The sequence below is a fragment of the Pseudomonas fragi genome, from assembly GCF_002269505.1.
Taxonomy (GTDB): domain Bacteria; phylum Pseudomonadota; class Gammaproteobacteria; order Pseudomonadales; family Pseudomonadaceae; genus Aquipseudomonas; species Aquipseudomonas fragi_D.
Genome location: NZ_NQKQ01000012.1, coordinates 125,504 through 146,038, shown reverse-complemented (window position 1 = coordinate 146,038; position 20,535 = coordinate 125,504). Strand labels below are relative to the sequence as shown.

At 57.4% G+C, this 20,535-nt stretch carries 22 protein-coding genes; 14 read left to right on the top strand and 8 right to left on the bottom strand.

The annotated features are described in order from the left end of the window. The first annotated feature begins 472 nt into the window (after positions 1 to 472). Positions 473 to 859, top strand: coding sequence for a hypothetical protein (locus tag CJU81_RS13145; RefSeq protein ID WP_095036975.1), 387 nt, complete (start codon positions 473 to 475; stop codon positions 857 to 859). A 32-nt stretch (positions 860 to 891) separates the two neighbouring features. Here the strand turns inward: CJU81_RS13145 and CJU81_RS13140 are convergent, their stop codons facing one another. Both CJU81_RS13140 and CJU81_RS13135 read right to left on the bottom strand, forming a co-directional pair. After that, positions 892 to 1,893, bottom strand: coding sequence for a phage portal protein (locus CJU81_RS13140; protein WP_095036974.1), 1,002 nt, complete (start codon positions 1,891 to 1,893; stop codon positions 892 to 894). Next, positions 1,893 to 3,650, bottom strand: a complete 1,758-nt coding sequence (locus CJU81_RS13135; RefSeq protein ID WP_095036973.1) for a terminase ATPase subunit family protein — start codon at positions 3,648 to 3,650, stop codon at positions 1,893 to 1,895. Before CJU81_RS13135 ends, CJU81_RS13140 begins: the two co-directional genes overlap by 1 nt. 169 nt (positions 3,651 to 3,819) lie before the next feature. On the opposite strand from CJU81_RS13135, the gene CJU81_RS13130 reads away from it, so the two are divergent. The 9 genes from CJU81_RS13130 to CJU81_RS13090 all read left to right on the top strand — a co-directional run bounded on the left by CJU81_RS13130 (position 3,820) and on the right by CJU81_RS13090 (position 9,417). Further along, positions 3,820 to 4,650 carry a GPO family capsid scaffolding protein gene (locus CJU81_RS13130; RefSeq protein ID WP_095036972.1) on the top strand — a complete coding sequence of 277 codons (831 nt, stop codon included), beginning with the start codon at positions 3,820 to 3,822 and terminating at the stop codon, positions 4,648 to 4,650. Between the two features lie 41 nt (positions 4,651 to 4,691). Then, entirely contained in the window at positions 4,692 to 5,726 is a 1,035-nt protein-coding gene (locus tag CJU81_RS13125) for a phage major capsid protein, P2 family (RefSeq protein ID WP_095036971.1), read from the top strand. A 3-nt stretch (positions 5,727 to 5,729) separates the two neighbouring features. Then, entirely contained in the window at positions 5,730 to 6,431 is a 702-nt protein-coding gene (locus tag CJU81_RS13120; protein ID WP_095036970.1) for a terminase endonuclease subunit, read from the top strand. 122 nt (positions 6,432 to 6,553) lie between these two features. Continuing rightward, positions 6,554 to 7,015: a head completion/stabilization protein gene (locus tag CJU81_RS13115; protein WP_095036969.1), complete on the top strand. Its 462-nt coding sequence runs from the start codon at positions 6,554 to 6,556 to the stop codon at positions 7,013 to 7,015. Then, positions 7,015 to 7,227 carry a tail protein X gene (locus CJU81_RS13110; RefSeq protein ID WP_095036968.1) on the top strand — a complete coding sequence of 71 codons (213 nt, stop codon included), beginning with the start codon at positions 7,015 to 7,017 and terminating at the stop codon, positions 7,225 to 7,227. The genes CJU81_RS13115 and CJU81_RS13110 overlap by 1 nt, the downstream gene beginning before the upstream one ends. Before the next feature lie 50 nt (positions 7,228 to 7,277). After that, entirely contained in the window at positions 7,278 to 7,592 is a 315-nt protein-coding gene (locus CJU81_RS13105; RefSeq protein ID WP_095036967.1) for a phage holin, lambda family, read from the top strand. After that, positions 7,589 to 8,071, top strand: a complete 483-nt coding sequence (locus CJU81_RS13100) for a phage tail protein (RefSeq protein ID WP_095036966.1) — start codon at positions 7,589 to 7,591, stop codon at positions 8,069 to 8,071. The genes CJU81_RS13105 and CJU81_RS13100 overlap by 4 nt, the downstream gene beginning before the upstream one ends. Beyond that, a complete protein-coding gene (locus CJU81_RS13095) occupies positions 8,061 to 8,519 on the top strand; it encodes a phage virion morphogenesis protein (RefSeq protein WP_095036965.1) in 459 nt (152 codons plus the stop codon). Before CJU81_RS13100 ends, CJU81_RS13095 begins: the two co-directional genes overlap by 11 nt. A gap of 208 nt (positions 8,520 to 8,727) precedes the next feature. After that, positions 8,728 to 9,417: an NYN domain-containing protein gene (locus CJU81_RS13090; RefSeq protein WP_095036964.1), complete on the top strand. Its 690-nt coding sequence runs from the start codon at positions 8,728 to 8,730 to the stop codon at positions 9,415 to 9,417. Positions 9,418 to 9,452: 35 nt separating this feature from the next. Here CJU81_RS13090 and CJU81_RS13085 read toward each other — a convergent pair whose 3' ends face one another. Beyond that, a complete protein-coding gene (locus CJU81_RS13085) occupies positions 9,453 to 10,025 on the bottom strand; it encodes a hypothetical protein (RefSeq protein ID WP_095036963.1) in 573 nt (190 codons plus the stop codon). A 143-nt stretch (positions 10,026 to 10,168) separates the two neighbouring features. Further along, complete coding sequence (locus CJU81_RS13080; protein WP_095036962.1) at positions 10,169 to 10,519, bottom strand: DUF6124 family protein; 351 nt, start codon at positions 10,517 to 10,519, stop codon at positions 10,169 to 10,171. Positions 10,520 to 10,690: 171 nt separating this feature from the next. Here CJU81_RS13080 and CJU81_RS13075 point away from each other — a divergent pair, with 171 nt between their 5' ends. Both CJU81_RS13075 and CJU81_RS13070 read left to right on the top strand, forming a co-directional pair. Beyond that, on the top strand, positions 10,691 to 13,432 hold the full coding sequence (locus CJU81_RS13075; RefSeq protein ID WP_176464839.1) for a toprim domain-containing protein: 2,742 nt from the start codon (positions 10,691 to 10,693) through the stop codon (positions 13,430 to 13,432). A 39-nt stretch (positions 13,433 to 13,471) separates the two neighbouring features. Beyond that, complete coding sequence (locus CJU81_RS13070; RefSeq protein WP_095036961.1) at positions 13,472 to 13,747, top strand: pyocin activator PrtN family protein; 276 nt, start codon at positions 13,472 to 13,474, stop codon at positions 13,745 to 13,747. A 1-nt stretch (position 13,748) separates the two neighbouring features. Here the strand turns inward: CJU81_RS13070 and CJU81_RS13065 are convergent, their stop codons facing one another. Further along, positions 13,749 to 14,873 (bottom strand): site-specific integrase, encoded by a 1,125-nt coding sequence (locus CJU81_RS13065; protein ID WP_095036960.1) that lies wholly within the window; start codon positions 14,871 to 14,873, stop codon positions 13,749 to 13,751. 101 nt (positions 14,874 to 14,974) lie between these two features. Here CJU81_RS13065 and dusA point away from each other — a divergent pair, with 101 nt between their 5' ends. Continuing rightward, complete coding sequence (gene dusA / locus CJU81_RS13060; protein WP_095036959.1) at positions 14,975 to 15,985, top strand: tRNA dihydrouridine(20/20a) synthase DusA; 1,011 nt, start codon at positions 14,975 to 14,977, stop codon at positions 15,983 to 15,985. Between the two features lie 81 nt (positions 15,986 to 16,066). On the opposite strand, the gene CJU81_RS13055 is transcribed toward dusA, so the two are convergent. The 3 genes from CJU81_RS13055 to CJU81_RS13045 all read right to left on the bottom strand — a co-directional run bounded on the left by CJU81_RS13055 (position 16,067) and on the right by CJU81_RS13045 (position 19,495). Beyond that, the gene (locus CJU81_RS13055; protein ID WP_095036958.1) at positions 16,067 to 17,662 is read right to left on the bottom strand and encodes a tannase/feruloyl esterase family alpha/beta hydrolase; all 1,596 of its coding nucleotides are present in this window, start codon (positions 17,660 to 17,662) and stop codon (positions 16,067 to 16,069) included. Positions 17,663 to 17,730: 68 nt separating this feature from the next. Further along, positions 17,731 to 18,225: an OmpA family protein gene (locus CJU81_RS13050; protein WP_095036957.1), complete on the bottom strand. Its 495-nt coding sequence runs from the start codon at positions 18,223 to 18,225 to the stop codon at positions 17,731 to 17,733. Positions 18,226 to 18,283: 58 nt separating this feature from the next. Beyond that, complete coding sequence (locus CJU81_RS13045) at positions 18,284 to 19,495, bottom strand: serine hydrolase (RefSeq protein WP_095036956.1); 1,212 nt, start codon at positions 19,493 to 19,495, stop codon at positions 18,284 to 18,286. Positions 19,496 to 19,622: 127 nt separating this feature from the next. Here CJU81_RS13045 and CJU81_RS13040 point away from each other — a divergent pair, with 127 nt between their 5' ends. Further along, on the top strand, positions 19,623 to 20,534 hold the full coding sequence (locus CJU81_RS13040) for a LysR family transcriptional regulator (protein WP_095036955.1): 912 nt from the start codon (positions 19,623 to 19,625) through the stop codon (positions 20,532 to 20,534). The last annotated feature ends 1 nt before the right edge of the window (position 20,535 follow it).

Here is a 20,535-nt window from a genome sequence, read left to right as displayed (position 1 = left end):
CGGTACTCAAGTGTTTGTATTGGGTAGACATGGCAACACCTTACATCAGGTGTTGCACTTGTTCCTTGAGACCGCCGATTCGCAGGTTAAGCATACTTCCCAGATCACCAGCCCAGCCCGTACCCTAGCCAGCGTCACAACAAGTGCTGCACCGCAGAAAAAAAGAGCTGTTTAGCCCGCAGGCGAGGTGGGGGGACGACGGCGCGCGCCGAGTAGCGAAGCACGCCCCCCCGATCGTCACAAGACAACTCTCGGTTCATCACGCCAATATGTATTGGCCTACCGGCGATCAGCCATGCTCCGTAACGCCCCCGCTCACTCTTGCAGCCCTTTTCAGCAATTGCTATGTTCCAACCGCTAGCAGCAGTGCTTTAGTCAGTAGCGGCTAAATTTCTGCCTTCCGTGGGGCCCTTTTTGAGGGCAAAAAAAAACGCCAGTGAGGCGGTAAAGTCCAGATCAAGGAGATAGAGCAATGGGGCACGAAACTTTCCGCGCAGATGTTCAGTACAACGATCTAAAGGGTACCGCCGCAGCTGATCGTCACGACAATCGAGATTTCTCTAAATACTTAGAGGAAAAAGGCCTCATCAGAGATAATGAAACACTAATTGGCATCGAACTGTGGTCAGGCGAAGTTCATGGAACGCTTCAAAATCAGCCGGTGTATGTGACCGCTCTAGTTTCAACTGGTGGAAGGTACGACACCATTCATGAGGAAGTTATATCGGGTCAACCTGTCCAAGTTCGCAAAATTGACCTCGAGATGCCTCTGAATGAGTTTTTCGGCCTGTTTAAACGCTTTGCAATCTCTATCTCAAACTTTGACCTTACTGGTCGCGAGATAGCTTTCGCCGACTGACTCTATTGAGTTCAATATCGATGGCTCCCTTATCATTTAGTGGGGGCCAACTCATACGGCTTAAACCTCACAACCTCCTCACCCACCCACTCATTCAACTGCGTCATGCGCGATTGAATCGGCTCCAGCTCGTTCGCCACGAATATCTGCGCCGCTTCCCGAATCGACCCAAACCCACCCGCGTTCTGCGGCACGATGCCCATCAACTGCGGCGGTATGCGCAGGCTGGCCAGCACGTCATCGCGAGTCTGGTTTTTGATCGAACTGAACTCATCTTTGGCCGCGACCTCACTGACCGGAATCAACTGAATGCCGTCCTTTTTGCCGTTGGGCGAGTAGACAAACAGGTTGCGAAAGTTGCCCGGCCCCTTGGAGTCCTTCAGGGCTTTGCGCAGGGCATCGACGTCAGATTCGTTCTGCGCGGGATCGGTCATGTAGAGGATGAATCCGGCATGGCTGCCGTTTTCGTAATACTTGCGGCGAAACAGCGTCGCGGATTCGTTGAGCAACGCCGACTGCAGCGCGCTAATCCATTCAGGTAAGCCGTACACCTCCTGGTGCAGATCAGCTTCGCGCAGGTGAAAGATGCTGCCCGCGTCGAACTCGTGCTCCTCCTTCCAGCCTTGAACCAAAAAATGGCGACCGTCCTGCCCTGCCCTCATGTACTTGGCAAGCGCCGGTTTCAGTTGAAAGGTCGATCCCAGCATCGAGCGCCGCGCCTCGATATACCCATTGCCAAGGCTCAAAAAATCCAGCGCGAACTGCTCGAACGCGGCCCGCGACAGTAGCCGGTGCGGGATAAAGGTCTTGCTCAACAAATTGCGTTTGAAGGTCAGGCCCGAGTGCAAATGCACGCTGGAACCCACCGACCGGGACAGCCCGTCCAGCGACAACGGCGGCTCATACCAACGCCCGTTAAACCAGCACTCCAGATAATCAAACACCGCCCGACCACCCAGCACCGGAGTTGGCTCACCAAAGCTAAACGCCTGAATGGACTGATTAACTCTGCCCTCTACCTGCTGATCATTCATCAAAATATCTCCATCCGCCCGGTGTTGGCAGCGGTCTGCCCCTCAAGCGGTTCGTTGTGCAATGCGTGGAAGAGCGCCCAGGCCAGGTCGGCGTGGCCGGTGGTGTCGTTGCGCCCTGCGGTGTAGGTGTATTGGCGACCGCCTGCAGTAACGGTTTTACGGATGGCCATCAGCGACTGGGCCAGGTCGGTCCAACCGGCGTCGAACTCCAGCCGACCTTTGTGGATCACGTCATAGGCCTTGAGTACCAGGCGGGTTTTGACTTCAGGCGAATAGCTAAAGGTGGTGACGTTGGGGAAGAACTGGCGCACCAGTTGTGCCACGCCGCTGCCCAAGCCGGTGACATCGATACCGATGTAGGTCACCCAGTAGCGGTCGCACACGCTTTTGATAAAGGCTGCCTGCGCCGCGAAGTCCATGCCCCGGAACTGATGGCGCTCCAGTACGCGAAATTTCCCGCCTGGTACCAACGGCGGCGCACACACCACCAGCCCCGAGCAGTCCCCCGTCTCGGCAGGGTCGTAGCCAACCCACACCTGCCTATCGCCAAATGGCCGTGAGGCAAACGGTTTGTAGTCTTCGGCCCACTCCACCCAGCTATCGACCATGCACGTCTGCAGCAGGGCCAGTGGAAAGATGCTCGCGCCGTCGTCAACGAACTCGCACATCAGCAAGTTGTTGAAGGCCTGTGGGCTGTATTCACGACGTATTTCTTCGATGTTGAACAGGTTGCAACCACCCCGCTCCGCATCGTGAATAGTTACGATATGTCGCCACAAATGATCCTCACAGAGCCGTCCGTGTTGCAGACTGCCGTGGGAAACGTCGACTTTGGTGTGTTGCGCGGCGGGCAAGCCCTTGTTGAAACGCTCGCCTGTCCAGAAGCTGTACGCCTCATGGGCCATGCTCGAAGGGGTCGAAAAGTAGGTCTTGCGCCACTTATGGTGCAACCCCATGCCTGAAGCAACGTCATTCAACTCCTCAAATTTGTAAGTCCAGAAGAACTCATCGAAGTAGAAATTACCGTGATAGCCCTGAGCAGTACGGGCGTTGGTACCGAGAAAATACAGTTCGGCGCCGTTGGGCAACACGATCGGGTCACCCGTTAACTCGATCCCGCAGACCTCACGCACAAACGCCAGAATGTAGCCCCTGAACAAGTAAGCCTGATTCTTAGAAGCTGACAGAAAAATCTGATTACGCCCGGTTTCCAGCGCATCGAGAAACGCCTCGCGGGCAAAGTAGTAGGTTGCACCGATCTGACGGCTTTTGAGAATGACCCTGGTACGTTGATTACCTGCCCGGTACCAGTCTTTCTGGTAGTCAAAGCAGCCATCAATAAACGCCTCACGCAGCAGCTCGATTTGGTCTTCGCTGATCTCGTTTTTGACTGCCTTTTTCTTCGGCTCGCTGTTGCGCTTGGCCAGGTTCGGGTTGAGGTCGGTTTCGGTACCGCCGCCCTGATACCGGACGATCCGCGCCTGCCGCTCCAGCTGGCGGTGCAGCAGATCGATCTCCTTAAAATCCCCGCCGTTCTTGCCGTCCTTGAGGATCAACTGCACCAGCCGCGCCTCCAGCGCACCACCGATTCGCTCGACGTTATCCGCCCGATCCCACTCGTCGCGGCTCTTCCAGCTGTGTAGCGTTTTCTCTTTCTCGCCCGTAGCCTCGGCGATCTCACAGATGCGCCAACCCATCCAGTACAGAAACTTGGATTGACGGCGGGCGTCCATGGGTAACAAAGCGGTCGTAGTCATGGCCGCGATGCTGCCGCCCGCGCCCTCTACTCAGTAGCAGCCCCGCTTGTAATCCCCAGCCTTACAAGGGCGCCTCGTTGCCGCAGCACGCGCGCGTCCCGACCATGCCCCTCATTGCAGCGCATCTTTTCCCACAGGAAAGCGCCCCCACGCACTGAGGATTCTCGGCATGAAAAAGTTTCGCAGTCATTGGTTCTGTGTCGCCGTAGAGGGCGCGACTACTGACAAACGCACCATCAAGCGCGCCTGGCTGGAACAGGCCGCGAAAAACTTCAACCCAGCCACCTACGGCGCCCGCATCTGGCTGGAACACTTTCGCAGCCTGCTGCCCGACAGCCCGTTCAAAGCCTACGGCGATGTGCTCGCGGTCAAGACCGAAGAGATCGATATCAACGGCCAGAAAAAGCTGGCCCTGTTTGCCCAGGTCGAACCAACCCCCGAGCTGATCGCCCTGAACAAGGCCAAGCAAAAAATCTACAGTTCCATCGAGATTGACGACAGCTTTGCTGACACCGGCGAGGCCTACATCGTCGGTTTGGCAGTGACCGACTCCCCGGCCAGCCTGGGCACTGATGTGCTGGCCTTCTCGGCGCAAAAACCCGAATCCAGCCCCTTTAAGGACCGCCACTATTCCGCTACTTCCATGTTTACCGAGGCGGTTGAAACCACCCTCATTTTTGAAGAAGTCGAAGTAAAACCCAGCATCGGCGCCCAGCTGTTCAGCAAGGTTCAAGACCTGCTTAAACGCAAAGAGGCTAAAGACGACAGCGAATTCGGCGCCATTGGCCAGGCCGTCGAAGCCATTGCCGAACATGGCAAAAGCCTCGGAGAGCAATTCACCGCCGAGCAAACCCGCAACACCGAGCTGCGCGCCCAAGTGCAGCAGCTCAGCACGGACTTGAGCACGCTCAAAACCACCCTCGGCAACACTCAGGATCACTCCCAACTCGCACGCCCCCCGGTAACCGGCGGCGGCAGCCAGGCACTGGCTGAATTCTGACCTGACGGCCCACACACGCCTGCCCACGACCGGAGACACCCATGCGCAACGACACACGAAAACTCTTTACTGGCTACCTTGGCCAAGTGGCCAAACTCAACGGCGTCGAGTCTGCCGGCGCCACGTTTAACGTCGACCCGAGCGTCCAGCAAAAGCTCGAAACCAAGATTCAGGAATCGAGCGAATTCCTGGGCAAAATCAACATCATTGGCGTTGATGAGCAGGAAGGCGAAAAAGTCGGCTTGGGCGTCGGCAGCACCATTGCTGGCCGAACAAACACCAACGTCAAAGCCCGCGAACCCCGCAGCATCGGCACCCTCTCGAGCGACAAGTACAAGGCCGAGAAAACCGACTTCGACACCTTTGTCACCTATCGCCAGCTCGATGCCTGGGCCAAGTTCCCGGACTTCCAGACTCGTCTGTCGGGCGCTATTGCCCAGCGCCAAGCCCTGGACCGCATTCAAATCGGCTTCTACGGCGTCAAAGCTGCTGAGCAGACCGACCGCGTCGAAAACCCGTTGCTGGAAGACGTCAACATTGGCTGGCTTGAGCAGTATCGTGTGCATGCCCCTGACCGCGTTCTTCAGGAAGGTGCCGAGAAAGGCAAAATCACCATCGGCAAAACCGGCGACTTCAAAAACATCGACGCCCTGGTCTATGACGCCATTCAGTTGCTCGACCCGTGGTACCGCCGCAATCCGGGTTTGGTGGTGCTGACCGGGCGCGAACTGGTGCATGACAAATTCCTGGCCCTGGTCAACAGAGAGCAGGACGCCACCAACACCCTGGCCAGCGACCTGATCATCTCGCAACGCCGTGTCGGCGGTCTGCCGCTGTACGAAGTGCCCTACATGCCCGAAGGCGCAGTGCTGATCACCACCTTCGCCAACCTGTCGGTCTACTGGCAACTCATGGCCCGCCGCCGCTACCTGAAAGAAGAGCCGGAATGGAACCGCATCAGCAACTACGAATCGTCGAATGACGCCTACGTGGTTGAGGACTACGGCCTGGGTTGCCTGCTGGAAAACATCACCCCTGTCGACGCCGCTGAAACTGATCCCGAGAGCGAGGCTTAACCCATGGCCCTCAGCCTTGCCCAGGCCCACCAACGCCGCGCCCGTGCAGCGATGGAATCGGCGAAAACCCCTCCCCTGCAATCAATGGCGGGTGCCACCGCCTACGAGCATCAACTTAACCAGTTGCTACAGGATCGGCTGCGCTTGAAGTCGATCCAGTCCAATGAAGGCAAGGCCGCGCTCAAGCTGCAGCTGCTTCCCGAGTACATCCCCTACGTCGAAGGCGTGCTTGAAGCCGGCAACGGTGCCCAAGACGAAGTCATGACCACCGTCATGGTCTGGCGGATCGATGCCGGTGACTACTCGGGCGCACTGGATCTGGCGGCCTATGTGCTCAAACACAAACTGGTAATGCCAGATCGCTTCGAGCGCACCACCGGTTGTTTGGTCGCAGAAGAAATTGCCAGCGCCGCACTCAAGGCACAGAAGGCTGGCGACAACAGTTTCGACCGTGACGTGCTGCACCGCACGCTCGAAATGACCGAAGACCAGGACATGCCCGATCAAGCCCGCGCCAAGCTCTATCTGGCGTCCGGGCGCGCCACGCTGGTCGGCATTGATGCTGAGTCGAGAGGTCAGGCGGGCCAGCTGGAAGCCGGGATCGATCTGCTCAAACGAGCGATTGAGCTGCACGACGGCTGCGGCGGCAAAAAGGATCTGGAAGGCGCCGAGCGCCTTCTGAAAAAACACACGGCAGCAGCCTAAACAGCTGACGCCGTTAACCGAGCGTCCCCACGCACCCCGCCGGCTCGGAGCTGAACAGGGAAATCATCAGGGATACAGCCCTGTAATGCCCCGATCACCGGCGACCTATTTAGAGCTAGCGCATGAGCGGATTCGTAGCCAGCGGCAGCACGCCCGGCGGCCATATCAACACCGACCCGTTCTGGCCGTCCATCGATCTGGACGCGCTGCGCGGCACCTTGCGCATCGACGCCAGCGTCACCCCGGCCCGACTGGAAACCGCGTGCATCACCGCCGCCATCAACCTCAACCGCGAACTGAAAGACTGGCGCGCCTTACAACAGGCTGCGGGTTACAGCGAACTGACCGACGTGCCTGCAGAACAAGTGCAGAACGTGTCTGTGCTGGTCCACCTGTACCGACGCGCCATTGAAGCCGGTGCCGGCGCCGAAGTCTGCGAGCGCTACCGCTCCTACGACAGCACCAACAGCGGCAACAAAAACGCCGAAGAACTGACCCCCACTATCGACGACTACCGCCGCGACTTGCGCTGGGCCGTGCGCGACTTTCTCGGCATCAACCGCAGCACCGTGGAGCTGATCTGATGACCACCACCGTTCGCGCCCAGCAACACGACACGGTCGACGCCCTGTGTTGGCGTCATTACGGACGCACTGCAGGCGTAACCGAGGCGGTACTGGAAGCCAACCCCGGCCTGGCCGACCACGGCCCGTTTCTACCCCACGGCACCCTCGTCAACCTGCCCGACGCCCAGCCCGCTGCGCCGCAACGGCAAATGGTGAACCTATGGGACTGAACCGCAGCAGAACCTCAAACCCAAGCCCTTTGGACAAAGGAAAACACCCCATGCCTGAACGTCCCGACACCTGGGCCTGGCTTGCCACCTGGCTTGAACACCACTGGCCAACATTCTATGCCGCTGCCCTGGCCCTCTTTATCGCGGCTCTGCGGGTCATCTATGGCGGCGGCACATTGCGGCGCGTGTTGATTGAGGCACCGCTGTGCGGCGCCCTGGCACTGACCGCGAGCCACGGCCTGGCCCTGATCGGCGTACCGATTACCACCGCCCCTTTTTTCGGCGGTGTGATCGGTTTGCTTGGTGTGGAAGGCACCCGCGCTGCGGCCAGAAAGTTTTTTATCCGTAAGGTAGAACAACCATGAACAAACCCGACAGCCTTCGCGCCCATCTTCTCGCCACCATCGCCGAATTCAAGCACAACCCCGAGCGGATACTGATCTTTATCGACAACGGCAAAGTGCGCTGCACCGCAGCCGCCAGCCTGTCGTTTGAATACAGCTTCGACCTGCAAATCATCCTCACCGACTACGCCGGCCACCCCGACAGCGTGATGCTGCCCTTGCTGGGCTGGATCAGCATCAACCAGTCCGAACTGCTGGAAAACCTCGACAAGTCAGCCCAGGGCATCAAATTTGAGGCGGATGTGCTGGACAACAGCAAAGTCGATCTCAGCATCCGCCTGCCGTTGACCGAACGTGTTGTGGTGGGCCAAGACGCTGCCGGCAACACCACCGTCAAACATCCGGGCGAACCGCAGCGGGTCGCCAACTACCTCGACCCCGCATGGCGCCCCGGCAGCACGGGCCTTGACGGTGAATGGATGATCCAAGATGGCCAATGACCTGGACGCACTGGAAGACTGGGCTGGTGTGCTGCTCAGCAAACTGGAGCCCGCTGCCCGTAACAAACTGACCCGGTCATTGGCGCAGAAACTGCGCCGCAGCCACCAGCAGCGGGTCAAGCAGCAGCGCAACCCGGACGGCAGCACATACGCCGTGCGCAAGCCACGGAAATGGCGGGGCAAAGAGGGGCGGATCAAACGTCAGGTCCAGATGTTCCAGAAACTGACCAGGGCCAGCTATCTGAAGGCCAAGGGCGATGGGCAGTCGATCACTGTAGGATTTGCCGGGCGAGTGGAGCGGATTGCTCGAGTGCATCAATACGGATTACGGGACAGCCCCGAAGCCAATACCCCGCAGGTTCGATACAAACAGAGGCAATTGCTAGGGTTTACGGCGTCGGATCTGGAGATAATTCGGGATGGGCTGTTGGTTCACTTGACGCCATGACGCAAATTGCATGGATACGGTTCACGCCTGACCAGCGCCGGTTTCAAACACACAGAAACATCTGCACACTTGGAAACGTTGACATCGCCATTGACCGTGGCATTATTGGATCACTACTCAGCCCCGTACGCAGTGATTCAGTTCGCTGGCTGTTGGGGTGAAAAAACCGGCCTAGCGCCGGTTTTTTCGTTTTTAGGGGTTGGCTATCTTGCGTACAGCGTGCTTTGTAGACGGATATAACCTGTTTTATGGCCTGCTCGCAGGCACCGAGTACAAATGGCTCGACCTTCCGTCATTGCTGGCACATATCCTTCGTGTCGAACATCCTGAAAACACCCTTATTTCCGTCAGCTTTTTCACTTCCGGTGTAAAACCCTCGCTTGCCAGCCGTGGCAACCTTTCTAAAGAAGCTCAAGACAGTTACTTGCGCGCCCTGATTGCTCGGGGTGTCAGCGTGACTTACGGGCGCCATCAATTGGAACCAGGTAAAGCACCTCGCTTCATCGACAAGAAAACACCAGCCTCCAGACTCGATCAGGTCGATATCTGGAAACTTGAAGAAAAGGAAACAGACGTTCATATCGCTATCAGTATGTATCGACTTGCGGCCCGGCAGGCGGGTTTGAAACCGCAAGAGCGGATTCAGCAGCTCGTCCTGGTTTCAGCTGACACTGATATGACTCCTGCCTTGCAAGCGTTGCGAGAAGACTTTCCAGAACTGCAGATTGGGGTGATTTTGCCGCACCGTGAAGGTATCAAACGAGCGCCCCCCGGATCTCTCAAAGCCCATTCACACTGGATGCGTCACGTAGTAACGGTTGAAGAACTTGCCCGTCATCAGTTCCCCACACGTGTCCCTACACTCAAAAAGCCCGCCATCAAGCCTGAGTACTGGTAACGCAGAGCCATTGGCAGCCTCTGACAAGGTCGCCCTCAGTGTATTTTTATCTGGTACCGATTGTTCGACAGGTTAAGAACTGCCTCGATGATCACTCGAGTATTGCCATACACCGTTGGCCGTATGGCCTCGTAAGTACACGGCATGATCGGATAAAGCGCTGACATGTCAGCTCTGTTTACAAGCAGCTTAAGATCAGTGACGTCGTATTTTTGCCCAATATCTTTCATCAGCCGGGCACAAGCCTCTGACCCATTATCAAATTTCAGCACTACCTTGGCTTTCTTCTCCTCTTCCAATTTCTGTGCCTGCCTTTCAGCATTTTCGAGCGCCAACACCTGCTTTCTGAGCGGTTCAAGTCGCGGGTCTTCCTCATAAGGAGCGTCTTCACACCCGATGGCTTTAATTGAGGCACTGGCTTGAAATATGTCCAGGGTCATTTCTTCAATACGTGCACATGACACGCTTGAGTAATCTCTACTTGCGATGCAGTCAGGCGCGGCGGCGATATAGTGCTGGTCGATTTTTTTGAATTCGGTCATATCGCATACTTCTGCAATGGCGGCGGCAGGTGCTAACAAAGCGGTGAATAGAACAAGATTCTTCATTGTTGATCACTTAGTCTGTTTGGATGCTGCGGCTGTCAAACAATACACTCTGCGTAATGCTCGAGACGCTCGAACCCGCAAATTTGGAATCCCTGTATCTGAAAATGAATAACGCGCCTGCCGCCAACCAGGCGCGTGCTTCATCAGTGCATCGCCACACCGTCCAGCGATTCATCGACATACGCCCTGGCCAGCTCCACCAGGTGCATGACCGACAACACCCGGTCGCGCGCGGGCCCACACAAACCATCCCCCGCCTCACTCGCCGAAGCAACCGCACAGCGCAACAAGTCTGACGCTTGGGCCAAAGCCGCTTCTGAATTGACGCTGTCCGGGATGGCAAATATGGCCGTGCTTATGGGGCGAGCAGGCTTATGGTCGTGCAGGTAGTAATTGAGCGCACGCCGGGCGGCGGCACGGTCCAGCGACAGTGAATCACACTGTTCAGCATCTTGCGGGGTAAATAAGGGGGGATCGGGTGTGATTTTTTTCATAACAACTGTGGGCGGTTCCGGTCAATCTGATTTATGAACGCATCATCAATGCAACGGATAACCGCCGACTGCAGCTCGTAACGCCCTAACCCTTAAACCCCCTTCTCCCAACCTGTTTGCAATGGGTTTGGGTGAACTGCACCCGAAATTTGAGGTGGATGGTCCAACTCGATGAATATGGCACTTGATTTGCGCACCGAGGTGCTGCGGCGTTTGGAGCAGCACTACGGCCTAAAACGCCGCCCGAGCACCGGTTACTTGCGCGGTGGCAAGTGCCCGGCGTGTGGCAAAAATGAGCTGTATGCGCACTACGCCAACCCTTGGCTGATCATTTGCGGGCGTGAGGGTAAATGTTCGCAAAGCTGGCATGTCAAAGAACTCTATAAAGACTTGTTTGACGACTGGAGCAAGCGTGCGCCGGCCACTGATCAGTACCCTGATGCAACGGCACGCGCCTATTTGGAATTTGCCCGCGGCTTTCGCTTTGAGCGGATTCAGGGCTGGTTTACCCAGGACTCGTTTTACTCGGCACAGTACAACGCCGGCAGCGCGACGGTGCGCTTTGCTTTGGAAAAAGGCGGCTACTGGGAACGTCTGATCGACCGCCCTCACCGTTTCGGCAAGATGAAAGCCCGATTTAAACAAGGCGAAAGCTATAAAGGTACCTGGTGGTGCCCGCCTTGTGTCGACCTGCTTGAGGTCAAAGAATTGTGGATAGTCGAGGGCATTTTCGATGCCATCGCATTAGCGCATCACGATATCGCGGTGGTTTCGGCCATGTCGTCGAATGTCTTCCCTGAAGCCTCCCTTAAGGAGCTGTCACGCCATCGCGGCGGCAAGTTGCCGAAGCTGATTTGGGCACTGGATAACGAGCCCGGGGCGCACCGCTATACCAAGCGCTGGGTGCGGATGGCCCGCGAACTTGGGTATGTCTGCGAAGCGGCGCAAATCCCGCAGCAGGACAACCGCAAACTCGACTGGAATGATCTGCATCAACGCTGGGTAGTGATCGACGACCTGAGTAAACGAGCGGCGCGCGTCAGTAGAGACATCAACTTGGCCCGTTATCACGGTTCACTGTTGATTGCGCAAAGCGCGGCCGAGAAAGGTGCGCTGATGTACGAATGGCGTGAGCTTCACGAATTCCATTTTGAATTCGACAATCGGTTGTACTGGTTCACGATGGATTTGGAAAAGTTCAACCGGGCCATGTTGGCACTGGAGTCTTCGGCACTTGAATCAGACCAGCAACTCAATGAACGTCAGCGCCGGGACAAAGCGTTGCACCAATGCGGTGGCGTTGTTGAAATCGCTGATTGCTATCCGCAAGCGTTGTACTTCCAGCGCAACGAGGTGACAGATGAGTCCTGGTATTACTTTCGTATCGACTTCCCGCATGACGGCCCCAGTGTTAAAAGCACGTTTACCGGAGGCCAGGTTTCCACGGCCCCGGAGTTTAAAAAGCGTCTGTTGAGCATGGCCGCCGGGCCGTTTTATACCGGCAATAGCAAGCAGTTGAACAAGATTATGAAGGAGCAGTTGTTTGGCCTGAAGACGGTCGAAACCATCGATTTTATCGGCTACAGCAAGCAGCACGGCAGTTACGTGTTCGGCGATATCGCGGTGCGTCACGGTGTGGTCTGCGAAGTGAATAAAGAAGACTACTTTGAGTTCGGCAAGCTGCGTTTGAAGACGCTGCAAAAATCCAACCCGATGCACATTCAGCGTGATGCCAAGGAGTATCGCGAGGACTGGTTACCCATGCTGTGGACTTGCTTCGGGGCCAATGGTCTGGTGGCGCTGACGTTCTGGTTTGGCTCGCTGTTCGCGGAGCAGATCCGAGCGCAGTACAAGTCGTTTCCGTTTCTGGAGGCTACGGGCGAAGCCGGCGCCGGTAAAACTACCCTGCTCACCTTCCTGTGGAAACTGTTGGGGCAGGAGAAGGAAGGTTTCGACCCTTCCAAATCCACCCGCGCTGGCCGTCAGCGAGCGATGGGCCAAGTATCGAATATGCCGGTGGTGTTGATCGAGGGTGACCGCAACGAGCCCGATAAGCTGCATGCCAAGGGCTTTGACTGGGACGAACTGAAGGAGCTTTTCGGCGGCGGCACCCTGGGCACCAGGGGCATGAAGACCAGCGGCAACGAGACTTACGAGCCGCCGTTTCGCGCAACGATTGCGATCAGCCAGAACGCCGCTGTCAGCGCGTCTGAAGCGATCCTGACCCGCATCGTCAAACTGCATTTTGCCCGCCCTGTGGTCACCACAGAGAGCCGTATTGCCGCCGACAACCTGAACCAGATCCCGGTGGAGCAGTTAAGCCACTTTCTGCTCAAGGCCATACGTGCCGAGCCTCAGGTAATGGCCAGGTTTGCCGAGCGGGTGGTGATGCATGAGGAGCGTCTGCGCAAGCTCAAGGACATCCGCGTGGAGCGGATTATCAAGAATCACAGCCAGATGCTGGCCCTGCTCGATTGCCTGCGGCTGGTGTGCCCACTGGATGAAAACCAGCTGGCCACCACCCAGCAACAGCTCACGGCCATGGCCCTTGAGCGCCAGTCGGCAATCAGCGCCGATCACCCGCTGGTAGCGGAGTTCTGGGAGGTTTACGAGTACCTCGAAAGCCTGGGGGAAGGCCCGCAAGTGAACCACAGCGCTGACCCGAAGTTGATCGCCATTCATCTTAACGGGTTTGTGAAGCTGGCCCGCGAGCATCACCAGAACGTGGCCGATCTCAAGATGCTGCGACCGCTGCTGGAGTACTCGCGCAGCCACAAGCTGGTAGGCATCAATAAGGCTACTTATAGCGCCGTACGCGCTTCGCAGGCGGCCGCTAATCCAGTGTTCGACAAACCCAAAACCCTGCGCTGCTGGGTGTTCCAGAGCGCTTTATCGCTGAGACCAGAGGAGTAACAGCATGCAAGAGACCCATAAGGCTGGAGCATCCCCGATATGAAGACGCTTTTGGTACTAATGGCCCAATATGATGGTCAGGTGGTAATCCCGCTGGAGAAGGTGTGCAAAGACTATTTCACTCACCTGACCCCTGACATGTTCCAGCGCAAGGTTCTGGCGGGCCAGATAAAGATTCCCATTACCCGACTGGAGGCGAGTCAGAAAAGCGCCCGAGGCGTGCATATCACCGACCTTGCCCAGTATCTGGATGCGCAACACGCCGCAGCAATGAAGGAGTGCCTTCAGCTCAACAGCGCCCAGCGTAGCCGTTGAATTACTTCAAGGTTCTGGCGCCAAGTTTTACGGGCGCCAGCAGGATTTTTTGGTACCACTTCCAATTTTCATAGGCATCGCCACGCCCACGCAGATGAGTATAACGGCGCATCGAATTCCAGTCGCGGTGGCCCGACACACTGGCCACCCTGGGGATGTCCCAGTCCATCTCGAACAATCGACTTACGCCGTCATGACGCAGGTCGTGAAAGTGTAGATCCTCAATGCCGAGAAATTTGCAGGCTCGGGTCCATGAAGCGGAGATGGATTCGGCGCTGTAAGGGAAAATCTCATCCAGAGCCCTGGGCATTGTCTGGATAATGGCCAAGGCTTCTGGTGGCAAATGGCACCAGACGTTGTTGCCAATTTTTTGCCCGGGATTTTTCATGTCCCTTACCAGAACGCGAGAGCCCTCCTCGTCCAGATCGGCCCATTTGATACGGGTGATCTCCTCTTGCCGCCGGGTTGAAAACAACGCAAAGGCGACCATTTTGAGCATGTTGATGGAGGACGGGCGGTAGGCCAGGATGCCCTCGAAGTGCTCCATCAGCTTGTTCAACTCGCTCAGGGTCGGCCGCCGGTCGCGCTCGCGGCTGCGCATGTTGTAGCCCAGTTTGCGCAAGACCTTGCGGGCGTCACTCATGGCGTGCGGGTCGACCGCATAGCCCCATGCCGGGCGGGCGATAGAAAGTACAGCGCCCAAGTGCGCCAGATCGTTACCGGCGGTCTGCGGGAGTACTGCGCCGCCTTCCGGGCTCATACGCCAGACTGCATACTCCACCAGCGTCTGGCAGGTGATGTCTTGATCTTTCACTTCGCCCAGATAAGACTCTCTGATGACGTTGAGCGTACCCATTTTGGTTTTGCCCAAGGGCCGAGCCTTGGCCATTTCAAGCAAATAGCGTCCGATCATTTCCTTGACCGTTGCCCCGACGCGATTGGCCCTTTCGATGGCGCCGGGCTGGTCCAGTTCCACTTCCCGCTTGCGAACCCAGGCTTGGGCGGCCTGTTTTCGGGCGAAAGTCTGGCTCTCTTGGTAGACTTGCGCCCCATCGCGAAACAGGCGTATTTGTGCCGTGTAACTGATGCTGCCGTCGGTGCGCTTGCGTGCTCGGATAGTGGCCATGATCGACTGGTACAATTGTTGTTTTGATTGGTAAATTGTACCAGTCGACCTCAAAAAACGCCCTTTTACCCCCTAAAATCGCAGCAAAAACGTAGAGCAAAATGGTACAGAATATTGCTTCAAAGCCTTTAAACACAGGGCCTGCGCTGTCGCGGAGGTTTTCTGTTGCACCGATGATGGACTGGACAGATCGCCACTGTCGTTTTTTTCTGCGTCTGCTATCCAAAAACGCCTTGCTGTACACCGAAATGGTCACCACTGGCGCGCTGATCAATGGTGATGCCGAGCGTTTCTTGCGTCATGACGAGTCTGAACATCCTCTGGCCTTGCAGCTGGGCGGGAGTGTTCCGGCTGACTTGGCCGTTTGCGCACGCATGGCTCAGGATGCAGGGTATGACGAGGTGAACCTGAATGTCGGCTGCCCCAGCGATCGGGTGCAGAACAATATGATCGGTGCCTGTCTCATGGCACATCCGGCGCTGGTGGCCGATTGTGTCAAGGCCATGCGCGATGCGGTCTCTATCCCTGTCACGGTCAAGCATCGTATCGGCATCAACGGCCGCGATAGCTATGAACAGCTGTGCGATTTCGTCGGTACGGTTCGTGATGCCGGCTGCACCAGTTTCACCGTGCATGCGCGTATTGCCATTCTCGAAGGGCTGTCGCCAAAAGAAAACCGCGATATCCCTCCTCTGCGCTATGACATTGCCGCGCAGTTGAAAACCGATTTCCCCGAGCTGGAAATTATTCTCAACGGCGGCATCAAGACCCTTGATCAATGCCAGGAACACTTACAGGTGTTTGATGGCGTGATGCTCGGCCGCGAGGCTTATCATAATCCGTACATTCTGGCCGAGGTCGATCAACGTCTGTTTGGCAGTTCTGCCCCGGTCATTTCGCGGGCACAAGCGCTGGCGCTGTTGCGGCCTTATATCGCAGCGCACATAGCTGCTGGTGGTTCAATGCACCACATCACGCGACATATTTTGGGGCTGGGCCAGGGGTTCCCCGGCGCCCGGCGCTTCCGTCAACTGCTGTCGGTGGATATCCACAAGGCCAAGGACCCGTTGGCATTGCTGGACCAGGCCGGGGAATTGCTGGAAGGCCGCTGAAGCGAGAGCAATAGCGCCGGCGCCAGGCACCCAAAGGGCCTGCAGGGGACATCTCATGCAGGCCCTTTGCTTTGTTCGCCGCTATTGCGTCACATCGACACAGGCATAACTGTCGGCATTGTCGATATCGCCCTCGCCCGCATAACGGGCGACCTGCGGCCAAGCACAGAGCGGGCGGGTACGCATAACCTTGCCGTCTTCAATTTTCGAAGCGACGATGCGCTGCGGCGCCACGCCATGCTCTACCCAATTGTCGATAATGGCCAACTTGTCAAAGGTGTCACAGCCCGCGCCACCATAACAATGGCCCATGCCCGGGATCAGAAACAACCGGGCTGACGCCTGGGCCGCCTTACCCGAATCTCGCAGCAGTGACTGGTAATAGTCGATCAGCTCCTGACCGTTATGAAAATCGTTCCAGCCCACATAGAGCAGCAGCTTTGCCCCTCGGTCGAAAAATGCCGCGAGGTTGGAGTCAACGTGCAACAAGGGCCCGAGCCTGTTCACAGCCTCATTCACGGTCTTGTCCCAGTCCATGGTCGTCCAGTCCCAGTCCGGGTCCTGGAAAGCCGCGTACTTGAACAGGTCCAGTGCCACCGGGAACGATTTGCCATCGACGAAATCACCGAGCAGGCGTTCATTGCCCTTGGCCACGCCAGGGAAAATAACTTCTTGGGTGCGCGGGTTGATCGGGCCGCGATAGAGCTGCTTCATCAAGTCAACCTGGCCTGCGGTCAGGCAGTCGGCTGTTTCGGCGCCCTTGCATAGCAATTGCTCCGGCTCAAACGTGCACTGCTGCGGATCGTCAATAAAGCCCTGTTTGAGGCCAATCGGTGAGGCACAGGCCTTGAGCGCAGCTTTGCTGACCATCTCGAGCTTGGCTCTGGTCATGTTCAAGTCCTGGTGGCGGCCGAGCAACCAGCCGGGCCAGAGTTGGGCGGCATTGAACTTGACCAGCGGATTGGGCGGCGCACCGGCGACGATGCCATCGTAGTCGTCGGGAAAGCGTCTGGCTTCGATCAGACCTTCAAGGCCGCCCAGCGAACAGCCTATCCAGTACGCCCGACTGGCCGGTTTGCCGTAATAGGCCTTGATCAGCTCCTTGGCATGTACCGTCATCAAGTGATCGGCGCGCCAGGCATAATCGATCAGCTTTTCAGGGTGGCCCAGGGCGAACTGCCCGCCCTTGCCTTCTTCAGTGCTGCTGTCGTGTCCGGTATCGGTCGCCGCCGTGGCGTAGCCCTGCTCAAGCCCGGAGAGCATGGCCGGGTACATCATCGCTCCGCCCCAGCCAAAACTGCCGACACCCAGTAACTTGCCGTTCCAGCCATTGAGCGGCAACCAGACTTCGATCTTGATATCTGAATCGCTGCTGGGCCTGAGTGTGGCAGCAACCCTGCAAAAGGCCGGGTTGGGCCCGACTGCGGGGCGCCCTGCCGGGTTCATGCCGGAGAAACTCGCCAGCCGGGTCAGCGGGTTTTCCGGCATTTGGTACTGCCCGGGGGCAATGGCCTCGGCCACGGTGATGGTCGCATCGGGCAAGGCACTGGCGGCCAGGGCGCTGCAGGTGTCTTCGGCACGGACAGCGGTGGTCACCGACAGGGCCAGCACGCTGACCGCTGCGGCCGCATACCGGAAAAAAGGACGTCTCGCTGAACATGGAAGATTCTTTTGCATATCCCTGCCTTCAGATCACGTTCAAGAACAGCCACTAACAGCCGGCGATGACGTTCGATGCCAGCAGCTTAGCCATGGCTTATCCATTCCACCACTGCCCGCCGGTTGTACTTGAGCTCATTTTCTTCGCTGCCTTCGCAGGCGGGATATTGCTCGCCCCACGCCCGGGTATTGACCTGATCAGTCAATGCTCCGTATTTCACGATGTAGTAGGCGATCATGTCGGCTCGCGTCTGGGCCAGGATTGCGTTCTGTTCTGGCGAGCCGGCGGCATCGGTGTGGGCTTCGATATAGACCTCGGCCTGCGGTTCGCTCACCAGGTAGTTCGCCACATAGGCAAGACGGGACAGATAGCGTGGATCAATGGCCGAGCTGTCTGTCTCGAAATATACCACCAGGCCATTGGCCATCTCGCTCTCATCCGATAACGCTTGCAGCTTGCGCTCGTTGAACGCGTCAGCCTCGGCACTCGAGACAAACGCGCTGTCAGGCACGGTGGTGGTGCATGCACTCGCGCTCAGCAGCAGTAACAGAGGCAGCATACAGCGCAGGTAAATGTTCATGGTTCACTCGCAATTTAATCGGTTCGGGTTGTACGGGTTTGCCTGCAATGGCGCTGCACTAGGCGGTGCAACGCAAGCAAACCCCGGTCAACTGGTACAGCTTCAACAGCAGGTAGTCCCATGCCCGGCTAAGGAATCCGCCGGTCGCAATCGACTCCATGACCACCAACGGTTTTACGGCTATCTGCCTTGAGCCGAGCTGATAATTGATCACACCCACGACCTGCCCCGCCTGCAACGGCGCCTTCAGCTCAGGGCTGTCAAGAACGGCGCTGAGCCTTACATCGCCCGATTGCCCGTAGGGCACGCTGATCGCCGATTGCGGGCCGGCATTGAGCCGCACGCTGCGGGTTTCACCGAACCAGACCCGCGTATTCATGAAGGGCTCGTCCGCCTTGACCAGTGAAACCGTTTCGAACGAGCGAAAACCCCACTTGAGCAGTTTTTCAGTTGCCTGAAACCTCAGCCGATCCGATTTCGCCCCCATTACCACGGCAATCAACCGACGACCGTCGAGCATCGCAGACGTGACCATGCTGTATCCACCTTCGCGGGAGTTGCCGGTTTTCAGGCCATCGACATTCAGGCTGGTGCTCCACAACAACCGGTTGCGGTTGTACTGACGGACGTTGTTGAAGGTGAATTCCCTGATTTTGTACAAAGCGTACTCGTCGGGCATCTCGCTGATCAGCGCCCGGCTCAACAAGGCCATGTCGCGTGCACTGCTGTACTGACCCTCGGCAGCCAGGCCATGCACCGTCTTGAAGCGGGTATTGCTCAGACCCAGCGCGCGGGCATGTTCGTTCATCACATCGACGAAGGTGTTCTCACTGCCGGCGATGTAATTGGCCAGGGCAATGCAGGCGTCATTGCCGGATTGCACGACAACCCCCTTGTTGAGGTCATCGACCGTCACCCGGTCGCCGGGTTTGAGGAACATCAGCGCGGAGCCTTGCAAGTGCGGGTTGCCCGCAGCCCAGGCATCGTGGTCGATGGTCACGCGATCACTGGTGCTCAGGGCGCCAGTATTCAGCGCATAACCGGTTACATAACTGGTCATGATCTTGACCAGGCTTGCAGGCGCCAGACGGGCATCGGCATTGGCCTGGGCCAGCACCGCGCCACTTTCATAATCCATCAACAACCAGGACTCGGCAGCGATGCCCGGCACCGCAACCGGTTCATCGGCCCTGACAGCCAACGCACTGAACATCAACAACGGTACAACCGGCACCCACACTGACCACTTAACAACGGCTAAAACTTTCATACGCTCCCAAATCCGCAACCCGACTCAATCGCCCATGCACCTGTGTGCACAACGCTCATGAAGTATTTGTCGGGGGGATTCTGCGGATGGGTATACTATAAATCAATCAACTATCAAGATATCTGATATGAACAAAATTGATATCGAATCAGTGGATCTGAACTTGCTGCGCGTGTTTGTCGCCTTGATTGAAGAAGGCGGCGCCAGCCGTGCCGCCATTCGCCTTGGGGTTACCCAGCCGGCGGTCAGTGCGGCGCTTGCCCGCCTGCGTGAGATCTATGCCGATCCCCTGTTCGAACGCACCGGCCGTGGTTTGCGCCCGACCATGCGTGCCAATGAGCTGGCCCCACTGATCAGCGAAGCACTCAATCGTTGTCGCCAGGCGTTGGCACTTTCGGTAGGCGGCAAGGACATCAAAGGCAGGACGATCACCATCGGGCTGTCCGATGACAGTGAAATCGCTTTGGGGAAAAACCTTATCTCGCTGATCGATGAGCACCTGAGCGGCTTGCGCATCATCTTTCGCCAGACCCACAGTGGCCTGGTGCAGGACATGCTGATGCGCCATCAGATAGATATCGCGGTATCTGCAGGCGGACTGTCGTCACCGCTGATTTCTCGGCATCGACTGGGGCGGGGCAATTACCTGTGCATTGCCGATGCCCACACCCTCTTCCCCACGACAGCACAAGACTACGCGCAACGACCGCACCTGCTGGTGTCCTCGGGTGGCTTTGTCGGCATTGTCGACGAGGGTTTGAATGCGGCCGGGTACAAGCGCAGCATTCGCGTCTCGACCTCACATTTTGCGGCCGTTCCGTTCCTGCTGACGGGCTCTGACCTGATTACCACGGTGCCGACCCACGCGGCACGCGCCATGGAACGAATCAGTTCGCTGCAAACCTTCCCCTGCCCTGTCACCCTGCCCTCCTACGACCTGGAAATCGGCATGCGGGTGGGCAGCAAACACGACAACACGCTGCAAACGGTCAAGGCGCTGATCATCGAACTGGTTGAGGCTTCGTTCTGCCTGTCCTGAG